This is a genomic window from Bifidobacterium reuteri DSM 23975 (assembly GCF_000741695.1).
In the GTDB taxonomy this organism is placed as follows: domain Bacteria; phylum Actinomycetota; class Actinomycetes; order Actinomycetales; family Bifidobacteriaceae; genus Bifidobacterium; species Bifidobacterium reuteri.
This window is the reverse complement of record NZ_JGZK01000006.1, coordinates 88,498-102,415: the sequence shown is the minus strand read 5'-3', so window position 1 is coordinate 102,415 and position 13,918 is coordinate 88,498. Positions and strand designations below refer to the sequence as shown.

The window sequence follows — 13,918 nt, the reverse complement described above, 5'->3', positions numbered from 1 at the left end:
GGCGCGCTTCGCACCCTCCGCCTTCGCGGAACCCTTGGACCTAGAAACAACCGGTCCTACGCGCATCTTCTCACCTCTCCCTACGGCGCAGTGAACGATTCGTGAAATTACACCGAATAATTACCCCCCGACTTAATAATTGGGCATAGGCGACTGAACTGTCTCAATACACGGTGCAGAAACGAACAATCACCGTGATGGTGCGAACACTACACAATGGCGTGATTACTGGGTTTCCGACCCGGCATCAACCGAAAACGAACAGTATCGAACTGTATCATTATCGCTCACAGCAACAAAAAATGAACATATGAAACAATGCCCGCAACGTAGACACGCCGACATTTCGGGGGTGCTCCTCCCCCTGTTTTCGTATCGCTGTCACCCGAAATGAAACAGCGCTTGCATCTGTACGCCCTATGGCGTATGAATATTGGCTGTCAGTTTCAGGGAAGGTGCAATTCCTTACTGGCGGTGATGCCGCATCCGGGATTCATAACGGAAATGCAGGCGAGCCCGCGACCCGCGAGAGCGGCCGATTCGGTGAGAATCCGAAGCCAACGGTTACAGTCCGGATGGAAGAAACGAGGGCTCACATGAGCATTTCTTCGCGTATTCGCATGCAGGTTGTCCGTTCCGTCGCGCCTGAGGCGCAGGGGGCTGGTTCGGATTCAGGTTCCGCCGCCGGCGACGTCTCCAACGCCAAGCTCGGCTCGCATTCGACCGGTGTGGCCGATTCCGGCCGCTGGTCCACCAAGCGCATCGCCATGTACGCCTTGTTCGTGGCGTTGGCCATGGTCACCAGCTTCATCGAATTCCCGATCACCCCGGTCACATGGCTGAAGTACGACCCGTCCGGCATCGTATGCCTGATCGCCGGCTTCGCCTTCGGCCCCTCCGCAGCCGCGATCGTCTCCGTGCTCGGCTTCGTACCACATCTGTTCGCCGATCCGTGGGGCACGCTGATGGCGGTGCTCGTGGCGCTGTGCCTATCCGTGCCGGCTTCGTTCATCTACCGCGCGAACCGCACTCGCAAGGGCGCGCTTATCGGCATTCTGGTCGGCGCGGTGCTGGCCATTGTGGCCGCGCTCCTCGGCAACCTCGTGGTGACGCCGATCTACGCACATATGACGGTGCAGGCTGTGGCCGCGATGATCCTGCCGATCCTGCTGCCGTTCAACGTGGCCAAGATGGCGATCCACGCTGTGGTGACCTTCCTGATCTACAAGCCGATCTCCAACCTGCTCGCCAAGCAGCAGTGAATCCACGCTCCGTTTGATGCGTCATGAGCCGCAATAGCCCGTGGCGCATCAAACTGTATATGAAGGCCCCAGGAAGTGATTCATGAGCGATAGCCACTCCCCGGACATGTCACCCATCGCCGAATTGCGCCATGTCCGATTCAGTTACGACCATGGCGCCACATGGGCGCTGGATGATGTATCCCTGACCATTCAACCCGGGGAGCGAATCTGTCTGGTGGGTCCTAACGGTTCGGGCAAGTCCACGTTGGCTCGGCTGATTGCGGGATTGACCGCCCCAGACGGCGGTGACATCACCCTGTTGGGGCATCACGTGTTCGGCTCGGACTCCGGCCCGGATGCCGACGCCTATCGTGCGGCGCGCAGGGGCATCGGCATGGTGTTCCAGAACCCCGAGGATCAGATCGTCACCACCATCGTGGAGGATGACATCGCATTCGGACCGGAGAACCTCGGCATCCCCCGCGAAGACATCGGGATGCGCATAGCGAGAACGCTCGAATCCGTGGGCCTGTCCTCACACCGGGGTTCCGATCCGACCCGTATGAGCGGCGGGCAGCAGCAACGCACGGCCATCGCCGGCATGTTGGCCATGAATTCACGGATACTGGTGCTCGACGAGCCTACCGCCATGCTGGATGAGACGGCTCGTGGCGAGGTCATGGCCATCCTCGATACGCTGCAGACTCGGGGCACCACAATCATCCATGTGACGCATAGACCTATGGAGACCCTGCACGCCGACCGTGTAGTGCACATGGAAGGCGGCCATATCACGGCAATCGCGGCATCACACGATGCCGAACCACACGATGCCGAACCACATGGGACCGACGGCGCAGGCACTGTAGTCCCAGCTACTGCCGACATAACATGCCCCGACCCCGCCGTCGGTACCGTTGCCGCGGGGGCCGCACCGACCTCACCACTGCCGCTGCTGGGACAGAAGGAGCCCGCCGCAATGTCTCCGGCCATCCAAGTGCGGCATCTGAGCTACCGATATGGTTCCGGGCGGACCGTGATCAGAGACCTCTCCTTCCATATGGATGCCGGCAAGACCGTGGCGCTGATGGGTGCCAACGGTTCGGGCAAATCCACGTTGGCGCGCCTGCTGTGCGCGCTGGCCAAGCCTGTGGTCGGCAGCGTCGAAGTCGCCGGCGTTCCGGTCGCAAGTATGACGGCGACCGCATGCACACGACGCAACGGCAAGCCCCGTCTGGCGAACCGCAGGCAACTGGCGGAGCTGCGACGCCATGTCGGGTATGTGATGCAACACCCCGAACACCAGCTGTTCGCCGATACGGTGGCCGAGGACGTGGCCTATGGGCCACGCAACCAGGGGTTGGGCGAGTCCACTGTGCAGGAACGTGTGAAGCAGGCGTTGGAGATGCTGCACATCGCGCATCTGGCGGACCGCTCCCCCTTCGATCTTTCCGGAGGGCAGCAGCGTCTTGTCGCCATCGCTGGCGTGGTGGCGTGCCGGCCGGATGTGCTCATCATGGATGAGCCCACGGCAAGCCTTGACGTGCACGCCACTTCGAGGATACATGAGCTGATCCGCACCCTGAAGGCACAGGGGGTGACCATGCTGATCGTCACCCACGACCGTGCGGAAGCGTATGCACTGGCGGACCGAGTGGTGCGGATGCCCGACGCGCATGACGCCCCCATGGCATCGGATGGCGTCCGTCCCGATCTCGCGCAAGCTGGAACACACACTGCGACTTCGAGCGCGCAGGCCCCGTCGTCCGCCGGGCAATCGGCCATACAAGCCGTACACCCGACGTCAACCAAGCAATCGGTGATGCAGCGACTGGACCCCCGCGCGAAGATGGTCTGTTTCCTCGCCGCGATGTTCACCATGTTCGCAGTGAACACGCCGATTCAGCTTGGTTTGGGCATCGCCCTGACCTTGGGGATGATTGCCGCCGCACGCCTCAATCCCCTGCGTCTGATCGCCGCCATCCACCCGATTCTGGCATTGCTGGCGCTGATGAGCCTCGCCAACCTGGTGGTCGTGCGAACAGGACCCACGCTCGTGGCATGGGGACCGTTCAGCATCACCGGCGACGGCGTCACCATCGCCGTGCTGTACACCTGTCGTTTCGCATTGGTGATCATCATGGGTGCGATCTTCCTGAACACCACGACGCCGACCGCCATGACCGACGCCTTCGCGTCCTTGCTCAAACCGTTGCGGCACCTCGGCATACACACGCAGGAAATCGCTTTGGTGATGAGCCTGGCACTGCGCTTCATCCCCACATTGACCAGCGAGACCACATCGATCATCAACGCTCAGGCCGCACGCGGAGGCACAGTGGAAACCGGATCGCTCCCGCAGCGCGTCAAAGCGATGAGCGCAATCATCGTGCCCGTGTTCGCCGGCACCTTGCGCCATGCCGACAATCTCAGTCTGGCATTGGACGCGCGCTGCTATGAGGAGGGCATCACGCGCACGCATTGGCGAGTCTTCTCCCCGAGCTGGCGCGATGCGGCGTTCACGATGATAATCGTCTGCTATATCGCGGCGATCATCGCCATGAACATCCTCGCATGACCGGCCCGGCGGCTATGCTGTTGTGGTTACTTGACGTAAGGATGAACCCATGGCATTGACCAAGAAGCAAATCAAGCAGCTGCGCGCACTGTCCAACTCACTCAAGCCGTTGTTCTATGTAGGCAAGAACGATCTCACGGAAGCCGCCATCAAGCAGGCCGACGAGACCATCGAGGCGCATGAGCTGATGAAATGCGCCGTGCAGGACGGTTCCGGCATGACCGCCAAGGAGGCCGCCGCCGATCTCGCCGACCAGTTGGGTGCGGAAGTGGTGCAGTCCATCGGCAACCGCTTCGTCCTCTACCGCGCTTCACAGCGCGAGGATATCGAGCACATCAAGCTGGTGCGCGAATAAGCCTCGTATACGGTATTGCTGACACATCGGAAGGTCGGTGAGGGAAACCCACCGACCTTCCGATGTGTTCAGGGCGGTATCGCCTGTCACGCATCCTATTCGGGACGAAATATGAGAAGATGTGTATCAATGACGTATGCATCACAGCTCCATGCGACTTATGTGATGCCGCAGTTTCAAGAAGGGACCTGATGATGAGCAACGCACAACAACCGTACGACACGACCAATCCCGAACCCGACACTCCAGCGGAGAACACTCCCCAGGCTTCCCCATCGTCCGCACATGCTCCGGCCGCACCCGCCTATGGGCAATCGGAACAGACACCATATGCCCAGACGGAGCAACCGCAATACGCGCAACCACAGCAGCCGCAATACGCGCCTTACGGCCAGCCGACGGCGGCCCAGCCCAATCCGTATGCGCAACCCGCGAACCCATACACCCAGCCGCAGTATGGCGCACCGCAGTATGGCGCGCCGCAGCCCGCAGCCCCACAGTACGGCGCTCCGCAATATGGCACCCCACAATATGCAGCCCCACAGCCCGGGGCTCCGCAGTACGGGGCTCCACAGTATGGCGCTCCGCAGTACGGCGCCGGTTATTCCCAAAAATCCAAACTGGCCGCAGGGCTTCTCGGCATCTTCCTGGGCGGTCTGGGCGTGCACAACTTCTATCTGGGCAACACCGGCAAGGCCGTGGCTCAGCTGCTGCTCACCTTGGTCGGATGGGTGCTGTTGGGATTGGGACCCATCGCAGCCGCCGTCTGGGGACTGGTGGAGGGCATCCTGATTCTGACCAGCCAGTATGGTTCTCCATGGCATCGCGATGCCAATGGTCTGGAGCTTATTGACTAAGTGGTCAGCACTATATCCAATACGCCACCAAAACAAACAATGCAAATGTTCGCTTTTATACAAAAAGAACACCGAACGCCAGAAATCTCACACAACGCCCCAAAGCGGTTACCACCATATGAATTGTTCGTTAATCAGCCTAATTAAGCCGTTTTTGCTGCTATTCTAAGGAACCAGCACAAGCCAATGTGCCCATCCTTGCCCATCTGAGCAAGGATTGAAGATGTGCGTTTAACTACGTAATCGAACACCACATGCTATGGCATGCGCAGCTTCCGGCGAAAGGAACAATCATGGCGGAGCAGGAGAAAGTCATCATCGTAGACCCCGATCTGTTCAACAAGGATGCGGACACCAAGACATCCCACGGCAACGAGGTCGCCAAGAAGTTCGGCATCAGCGACCAGGCGCTGGACGAGGTCGAGTACTTCAAGCAGCAGCTCACCAACCACAACGCATGGGATCTGCCGTTCATGGGTTACGTGAACGAGGACGGCTACGGCTACGCCTACGTGCCGGATGCCGCCATCACCGAACACCCGTACTGGGATGCGCACAAGGCTTTCCTTGCGCTGCCTGAGGACGTGCAGACCGCTTTCGCCATCCGCATGCTGTTCACCCACCGTGAGGTGGATCGCTACGGTGCCGCCATGTTCCTGCACTACCAGCGCGGCTTCACCGTGAAGTTCGAGGGTACCGGCGCGAACCAGTGGTGATTGGCGCTTCCCGCCATCATCACGTAAAAGGGGTACGGACAACGACGTCCGCACCCCTTTGTTATGTCGCCACCGCCATTCATCGACAGGCGAGGTTGATGAACTCCTGATGGTGCGCGTAACGGGACACATTGTTCAACGCGATGCCGATGATGCGATCGCCCGTGGATTCCAGATGATTGCCTCCCGCCACGTGAGGGGTGATCAGGCATCGCGGCTCGCTCCACAGCGGGCTCGACTCGGGCAATGGCTCAGGTTCGGTGACATCCAGACCAGCACCCCAAATACGGTTCTCCCGCAATGCAGCGGCAAGCGCATCCGCATCGACGGCGTCTCCCCTACCGGCGTTGATCACAATGGCAGTGTCCTTGAGTTTTGCAAGACGTCTGGCATCTAGCAGATGATGGGTCTGGGGCGAATGCGGGACCGCGAGCGCCACCACATCGGCCAACGGCAGCAACGCATCCAAGCGCTCAAACCCGTACATCTTCTCCATGCCTTCCGCAGGCACCTCAGGATGACGGCGTACACCAAACGTGCGCATGCCCACTCCTTGTACCAGCCGTGCGAAATGCGAACCGATGTCCCCGGTGCCGATAATGAGCGCGATGCCACCCTGCGGGCTCAGCGCCCGCCCCACGTCTTCCCACCGACGGTCACGTTGGTTGGAGGCATACCGGTTGATGTTCCTCATCAGCGCCCACATCATGGCGAACATGTGCTCGGATACGCTCTGTCCATATGCGCCGCTGGCACTGGTGACCATGACGCCACGCGGCAATACGCCGGGCCGAAGATACGGATCCACTCCTGCACTGAATGTCTGCAGCCACTCGAGCCGTGCGTATCGCCCGACCTCGGACACCGGAATGTTGCCGATGACCGCAGTGGCCCGGTATTTCAGTTCGTCAGGAACCTCCACAGGCCAGACCATATCCCCACGATGTGCCTCACACCCCACAAACTGCTGCGGCACGTCCCGCGCGGCCTTGGCAAACGCCTGACGCTCGGATTCGTTCAGCGGCAGACAGTTGACTATCAGCTTATCCGTGTTCTCGATTCCCATATTCCAACAACCTAGGCGTCAGTACGGATATTGTGTCAACAATGCGCTTGCCTTGCGCCTGCGTCAGACCTTTATGGCCCCACGACGCGCACGGATGCGGAAGGCGGACGCCAGACACCCCCATCCGATCAGACAGATCACGATCATCACGGCGAAGGTCCATGCACCGCCCACTGCGGTGGCGTGCGCGAACCGTGGCGTTCCCTCGGCCCCGGCACCGGCCTGGGCCACGGTCAGCACGGTGGAGAACAGGGCTGTACCCGCTGCGCCGCCGAACTGCAGGCAGGTGTTGAAGATGGCGTTGCCGTCCGGACGGAACTCATGCGGCACTTCGGACAGGCCGCTGGTCATCACATTCGCATTGCCGATGGCGTAGAAGAAACCGAAGATGAAATAGAATCCAGCCAGCAGACCGGGCGTGAGATGCATGGAGAAGACCAGCATGAGTACCGGTCCCAGGATTGCGATGCCCAGTGGGATGAGAATCGGCTTGACCGCACCGAACCGGTCATAGAACCAACCGCCCACGGGCGCGCACACAGCACCGATCAACGCACCGGGCAGCACCAGCGAACCGGCCACGAAAGCGGACGTGCCGAGTGAGAGCTGCGACACATTGGTGATCACATAACCATAGCCGATGCCCACCAGCGGCAGCAGTAGATAAGCGACGGCATGGAGCAGCACGGCTGGGTCACGCAGGATACCCAGCCGCAGCAACGGGGAGAAGGCACGCTGGGAGGTCTTGGCGAACAGGATCAGGGAGCCAAGGCCCACGATGAGACTCACTACGGCGATGATGCCGGGCCTTGCGGTCACTCCCCCACTCACCGCCGCGCTCACTGCCACGCCGCCCTGATTCAGGGCGAGGACGAGTCCCACCAGCGCCAGGACGATCAGACACAGCTGGACCGGATCGAGATAGGCGTCTTCGGTGGGCGTGCGCTGTTCAATGCAGATGCAGCCGATCACCGCGGCGATGAGCATCAACGGCACCGCGCCAACGAAAATCGCACGCCACGGCAGCACACTGGTCACCGCGCCACCCACGGTCGGGCCGATAGCCGGGGCGACGGTGATCACCAGTGAACCCACGCCCATCAGACGGCCGATCTTGGAACGCGGCGACTGCTCGAGGATGATGTTGATCATCAGCGGCGTGGCGACGCCGGAGCCGACGCCTTGGATGATGCGGGCCAGAATCATGAGCGGGAACGCCTGCGCCACGATCATGATGAGCGACCCGGTGACGCCGAGCGCCACAGCGGCCAGGAAGATGGCCTTGAGTCGGAACCGGCGCTTGAGGAACGAGCTGATCGGCATTGAGGCCGCCACGGACAGCAGGTAGATCGTGGTGATCCACTGCACGGTTGCGGTGTCGACGTTGAATTCGCGCATCAATGCCGGGAAGAGCACGGTCATCACGGTTTCGGTGAGGATGCCGATGAAGGCCAGCGATCCCACGGCCACGATGGCGCCGATGAGTCGCGGTGGAATGCGCTCGCTGTCTGCGGAGTTCTGGACGACGGCGGAATCGGGCTGCCGCTGCGATTGGGACATGATAGGTCTCCTCTACATCATCATTGTGAAACGTCTGGAAGTCAGGTTTACCAACCGGCGTGTGCAGTGCTGTATTGCTGTGGTACAGATAGGAGCGAGTCGCTTCTCGCGCAAACGCATCCCGTTACCGCCATCAAGGAATATTAGGCTCATGGCAGACTCGGGCATTGCCATCCGAACATCAACTCACCATCGCCACCCGTCCACACCGCAAGGATTCACGAAACGCTCCACATCATCTTGAATCTTGTGTACTTGACTCATTTGCGCCTAGACCTTGTTCTCCGGAACCTCCCCACCGCAAGAAATCCAACATAGAAAACCAATAGATTCCAAGGCCAAAACAATCGAGCCGCATATGACAAACGCCACAGCCAAACCATGGGATTACCAGATACCAAAAACGCTGTGGGGCGCGCCCCTGGGTTATGAACCCGGGAACGCGCCCCACAGTGCGATGAAAGGAAGATAAGGAGAAGAAAGAGGTGGCGGGTGATGCACCGGGCCACTGCCGTGACCAGGAATGACCTCGGAGAGGCCTGGATGGCACCCGCCTATTCAGTTATCGTTATTCAGTTTCCGATATTCAGTTGTCTTGCAGCGTCCTTAGGGAGACGGCCTTTCGGCCCGGTAGCGCGGGCTACGCTACTTTTTCTCCCCGACCGCCATCACGGCGCGCTGCAGCACCACGAAGACGAGGATCATGAGGCCGACCACGATGGTGGTCCATTCGGCCGGCACACCGAAGTCGGAGGTGAGCGGGTCGAGGATGGAGCGGACCAGAGCGCCGAGCACAGAGCCGAGCACGTAGCCGAAGCCACCGGTGATGATCGTACCGCCGATGACCACGGAGGCCACAGCGTCGAGCTCCCAGCCGACACCGACGGTGTTCTTGGCGGAACCGATGTTCGCGGTGTACACGATGGAGGCCAAGGCGGCAAGGATCGCGGAGGTCAGGTAGATGGTGTACTGGGTGCGCTTGACCGGCAGACCCATGAGCTCCGCGGAGGAGCGCGAGCCGCCGATGGCGTAGATGGTGCGACCGGTGCGGGTGTGATGCAGGAAGATGTATCCGTAGATTACAACAATCAGAGCGATGATCACGCCGACGTTGAAGGACAGATCGTTGGAGATCTTCGGGTTGTCGATGATCTTGATCTCGTTGGCGATGAACGCGAAGTTGTTGTTGTCCGGGAAGGTCAGCGAGTCGGTGGAGATGATGGAGGCGATACCACGGGCCAGGAACATCGTAGACAGGGTCGCGATGAACGGCTGCATGTTGAATTCCTCGATCAGAGTACCGGCCAGCAGACCGAACACGGCACCGATCAGGAGCATGACGACCATGACCAGGATGGCGGGTACACCTGCGTTCGCCAGCTTCAGGCCGACGACTGCGGTGATGGCCACGATGGCGCCGACGGACAGATCGATGCCGCCGGTCAGAATCGGCAGTGTCATGGCCACAGCCAGAATGATCAGGTATGCGTGGTCGATGAACAGGGAGGAGATGAAGCCCAGTCGGATATAGGTGCCGAACAGTGCCTGTCCCATGATGATCATCAGCAGGAAGATCACGACGGCCGCGAGGGTCGGGATCATCTGACGATCGAGCTTGAAGCCCTTCTTGGGAGCCTTTACCTTGTTTGCCGTAGCTGTTGTCATGCTGCCACCGCCTTAGCTTGAGCCTTGAGCGCGCGCTTACGCTTCATTGCCGCACCCAGGTTGTGAATCTTGGGAGCCTGCATCACGCAGATCACAATCACGACGACGGCGAAGAAGGCCGGGGTTGCTTCGGCGTTGATGCCGAGGGTGATGATGGTCTTGCGGATCATGGCGATAATCACAGCGCCGACAGCGGAGCCGGCGAGGGAGAACTTGCCACCGAGCAGCGAGGTGCCGCCGATGACGACCGCCAGAATGGCGTACATTTCGAGGTCCTGACCGGTCTTGACCACGTCGACGCGCATCACGGATGCGGTGGCGAACAGACCTGCAATGGCCGCAAGGAAGCCGGACACGGCGTACACGAGGAAGAGGATCTTCTTCGGCTTGATACCGGTCATACGGGAGGCTTCCTGGTTGATGCCGACGGCCTCGATCATCATGCCCATTGCGGTCTTGCGGCACAGCAGGCCGACAAGAATCACAATGACGACGGCGATGACGAAGTTGGCGGGGATGCCCAGGATGAAGCCGTTGGCGATCCAGCGCAGCGGCTCGTTGCCGGCGACTGCGGAGGCATCGGTGTTCTCACCGGAGGTGATCACCTTGGCGATACCACGGCCTGCGAGCATCATGATCAACGTGGTGATGAACGGCTGGAGACCAAGCAGGGAGACCAGAGCGCCGTTGACGCAGCCGATGACCAGGCCGACGAGCAGGGCAATCAGGATAGACACCCACACGTTCACGCCATTGGACAGGGACTGCATGGCGGCGGCACCGGCCACCGCCATGACGGAGCCGACGGAAAGGTCGATGCCTGCGGTGGAGATGACCAGGGTCATGCCGGTGGCAATCATCAGGTATCGCGCGGATTCCTGAAGCATGGTAATCAGCGGGCCGGCCAGACCACCGGTGTTGGTGTTCCAGCTCAGAGCGAGGAAGTCATGCTGGAAGATGGTGCAGATGACAATCAGCAGGATGAATGCGACGACAGACCAGGTCAGGTTGTTGCTCAGCAGCTTCTTGACGAGGGCATTGCCCTCTTCCTTTGCCTTTTCAGCCATCTCACGCCTCCTTTCCGTTCACGTTGGTGTTGGCGATGGTTTCGACGATGGTCGCCTGGGAGACCGTGTCGCCGTTTTCGATTTCTGCGATCTTGTGGCGATCCTTGAGGACCTCGATGTCATCGGACAGGCGCACGACCTCTTCAAGCTCGGAGGAGATGAAGACGACGCCCATGCCCTTGGAGGCAAGGTCGAGGACGACCTGCTGGATTTCGGCCTTGGCGCCGATATCGATACCACGGGTCGGCTCGTCGAGGATGAGCAGTTCGGGGTGGGTGGCCAGCCAGCGGCCGATCAGCACCTTCTGCTGGTTACCACCGGAGAGGTTCTTGATCGGGCGATCAGGGTCGCGCGGACGAACGTTGAGTTCCTCCATGTACTTGTCCACGATCGCGTCCGCTTCCTTCTTCGGAATCGGGTTGAACATGCCACGGGTGGCCTGCAGGGCGATGAGCATGTTCTGGCGGACGGTCAGGTCGCCGATGATGCCCTCGTCATGACGGTTCTCGGTGGAGTAGGCGATCTTGTTCTTCAGGGCGGTGTACGGGTCGGAGATGTTGACCTTCTTGCCGTTGAACTCGTACGTGCCCGAATCCGGCTTGTCGGCGCCGTAGAGGAGACGGCCGAGCTCGGTACGGCCGGAGCCCAGCAGGCCGGCGAAGCCGACAACCTCGCCCTTGTAGATGTCCAGGTCAACCGGGTTGATGGTGCCCTTCTTGCCCAGGCCCTTGACCTCGAGGAGCGGCTTCTCACCGGGCTCGATCTCGCGGCGGGACTTCTTGGCGCCGATCTGGCTCAGCTCGGCGGCGGACTTGCCGATCATCATGCCGATGAGCTCGTCGCGCGGGGTGTCCTTGGTCATGACCTCCTTGATGAACTTGCCGTTACGCAGGATGGTCAGGCGGTCGGTGATCTCGTAGATCTGGTCGAGGAAGTGGGAGACGAACAGGATGGCCACGCCCGAGTCACGCACCTTGCGCATGATCTTGAACAGGTCCTGCACCTCGTTGGCGTCCAGGGAGGAGGTCGGCTCGTCGAGAATCAGCACCTTGGCGTTGATGACCATGGCGCGCGCGATGGCGACCAGCTGCTGCATGGCGATGGAGATGGAGCTCAGCGGGGTGTGCGGATCAATGGATTCCAGACCCATCTGCGCCAGATACGTCTTGGCGGCTTCGTGGGTCTTCTTCCAATCGATGCCGAACGGACCACGCTTTTCATGGCCCAGCATCACGTTTTCACCGACGGAAAGGTTGGTGCACAGGTTCACTTCCTGGTATACGGTGGCGATGCCGGCGTTCTGGGCGTCGAGCGTGCCGTTGAAGCTTTGCGGCTTGCCTTCCACGGTGATGGAGCCGGCGTCGATCTTGTAGACACCGGTCAAAGCCTTGATCATGGTCGACTTGCCTGCACCGTTCTCACCCATGAGAGCGTGCACTTCGCCCGGGTACAGGGTCAGGTCGACACCGTCCAAAGCCTTGACGCCCGGGAATTCAATCGTGATGCCCTTCATCACGACGATAGGGGTTTTATCAGTCATGTCTTTGCCTTAAACGAAAAGGGATTTGTTATCGTTTTGTGATGTTTCGGCCGAACATGAGTGATGGTGTGGAAGGATTCGGAATCCCTCTCACACCATCATTCACTCAGTTCGGTTCGTCTGCATCAGGATCGGGTTGCCGTCAGTATGCGCGGCTGCCGTTGTCCAGGGCTTCCTTGGCGGAAGCGGCATCGAAGGTCTTGGACTCGATCTGGATGTCCTTCTCGACGGTCTTGCCATCCAGGTAATCCTTGACGGCCTGAGCGGTCTCCTTGCCGAAGATCGGGTTGTACTCGATCACGTAGGAGAGGTCGCCGTCCACCAGAGCCTGCAGGGCGTTCTTCGTACCATCGATGGTGATGATCTTGACCTTGCCCTTGAGGCCGGCGGCGTCAACGGCCTGAGCGGCACCGAGGCCCATCTCGTCGTTCTGGGCGAAGATGAACTGCGGGTTGTCGGACTTGTACTTGTCGAGCAGACCTGCGGTCACGGTCTTAGCCTCATCAGTGGACCAGTTGGCGGACTGGGACTCGAGGACCTTGATGTTGGAGCCGATCTTGTTGGACCAGCCGGTGCCACGGTCCTTCACCACGGACAGGCCGGCGGGGCCTTCCAGGATGAAGCCGTTGGCGCCGTCCGGGAAGTTCTTGTTCACGAACTCGGCGGCCTGCTCGCCAGCCCATTCGTTGGACGGTCCGATGTGGGAGACGATGGCCTTCTTGGCGGCGTCGTCCTTGACTTCGACGTTACGATCCACGGTGAAGACCGGAATCTCGGCCTCAGCGGCCTTCTTCAGAGAGTCATCCCAACCGGAATCCTCAGTGGAGGACAGGATGATGGCGTCCACTTCGTCGTTGACGAACTTGTTGAATGCCTGGATCTGCTTCTGCTGATCGTTGTTCTGGGTCGGAGAGTAGACCAGTTCGAAGCCGGCGTCGGCGAACGCAGACTTGATGTCGTTCTCGTTTGCGGTACGGAAGCCGCCCTCAGGGCCGACAGCCACGAAGCCGACGGTCTTCTTGCCACCATCGCTGCTGCTGCCACCGGCATTGTTGCTGGAACCGCAGGCCGCGACGCTCACCAGAGCGGCAGCCGAAGCAACGAGAGCAATGGCTTTCTTCCAATTCTTCATGAAAACTCCTCCTCGAGCAATATTCTCTGGATGTTCTTCCATCCACATTGATGACTCCATGTCATCGACAGTTATCAGTATGGAACGAACAGGCGCATTGTTCAATCGTGAGCGATAACAGTTTGATAACAGGTTTAT

The 13,918-nt window shown here is 60.1% G+C and carries 11 protein-coding genes and 1 riboswitch; of the genes, 5 read left to right on the top strand and 6 right to left on the bottom strand.

The window, feature by feature from the left end:
• The first annotated feature begins 438 nt into the window (after positions 1-438).
• Positions 439-591: riboswitch (FMN riboswitch) on the top strand.
• Positions 592-596: 5 nt separating this feature from the next.
• The 5 genes from BREU_RS07110 to BREU_RS07090 all read left to right on the top strand — a co-directional run bounded on the left by BREU_RS07110 (position 597) and on the right by BREU_RS07090 (position 5,750).
• On the top strand, positions 597-1,262 hold the full coding sequence (locus BREU_RS07110) for an ECF transporter S component (protein WP_044088630.1): 666 nt from the start codon (positions 597-599) through the stop codon (positions 1,260-1,262).
• Between the two features lie 82 nt (positions 1,263-1,344).
• Positions 1,345-3,822 (top strand): energy-coupling factor transporter ATPase, encoded by a 2,478-nt coding sequence (locus BREU_RS07105; protein ID WP_044088631.1) that lies wholly within the window; start codon positions 1,345-1,347, stop codon positions 3,820-3,822.
• A gap of 49 nt (positions 3,823-3,871) precedes the next feature.
• The gene (locus tag BREU_RS07100; protein ID WP_044088632.1) at positions 3,872-4,177 is read left to right on the top strand and encodes a YhbY family RNA-binding protein; all 306 of its coding nucleotides are present in this window, start codon (positions 3,872-3,874) and stop codon (positions 4,175-4,177) included.
• 191 nt (positions 4,178-4,368) lie between these two features.
• Positions 4,369-5,034: a TM2 domain-containing protein gene (locus BREU_RS07095; RefSeq protein WP_081886601.1), complete on the top strand. Its 666-nt coding sequence runs from the start codon at positions 4,369-4,371 to the stop codon at positions 5,032-5,034.
• A 293-nt stretch (positions 5,035-5,327) separates the two neighbouring features.
• Entirely contained in the window at positions 5,328-5,750 is a 423-nt protein-coding gene (locus BREU_RS07090; protein ID WP_044088634.1) for a hypothetical protein, read from the top strand.
• A gap of 79 nt (positions 5,751-5,829) precedes the next feature.
• Here the strand turns inward: BREU_RS07090 and BREU_RS07085 are convergent, their stop codons facing one another.
• The 6 genes from BREU_RS07085 to fruE all read right to left on the bottom strand — a co-directional run bounded on the left by BREU_RS07085 (position 5,830) and on the right by fruE (position 13,780).
• Positions 5,830-6,816 carry an NAD(P)-dependent oxidoreductase gene (locus BREU_RS07085; RefSeq protein WP_044088636.1) on the bottom strand — a complete coding sequence of 329 codons (987 nt, stop codon included), beginning with the start codon at positions 6,814-6,816 and terminating at the stop codon, positions 5,830-5,832.
• 63 nt (positions 6,817-6,879) lie between these two features.
• The gene (locus BREU_RS07080) at positions 6,880-8,376 is read right to left on the bottom strand and encodes an MFS transporter (RefSeq protein ID WP_044088637.1); all 1,497 of its coding nucleotides are present in this window, start codon (positions 8,374-8,376) and stop codon (positions 6,880-6,882) included.
• 645 nt (positions 8,377-9,021) lie between these two features.
• Positions 9,022-10,041, bottom strand: a complete 1,020-nt coding sequence (gene fruG / locus BREU_RS07075) for a fructose ABC transporter permease FruG (protein ID WP_044088638.1) — start codon at positions 10,039-10,041, stop codon at positions 9,022-9,024.
• Positions 10,038-11,108 (bottom strand): fructose ABC transporter permease FruF, encoded by a 1,071-nt coding sequence (gene fruF / locus BREU_RS07070; protein WP_044088639.1) that lies wholly within the window; start codon positions 11,106-11,108, stop codon positions 10,038-10,040. The genes fruG and fruF overlap by 4 nt, the downstream gene beginning before the upstream one ends.
• 1 nt (position 11,109) lies before the next feature.
• Positions 11,110-12,648, bottom strand: coding sequence for a fructose ABC transporter ATP-binding protein FruK (gene fruK, locus BREU_RS07065; protein ID WP_044088640.1), 1,539 nt, complete (start codon positions 12,646-12,648; stop codon positions 11,110-11,112).
• Positions 12,649-12,790: 142 nt separating this feature from the next.
• Positions 12,791-13,780, bottom strand: coding sequence for a fructose ABC transporter ATP-binding protein FruE (gene fruE / locus BREU_RS07060; RefSeq protein WP_044088641.1), 990 nt, complete (start codon positions 13,778-13,780; stop codon positions 12,791-12,793).
• Positions 13,781-13,918: the final 138 nt, after the last annotated feature.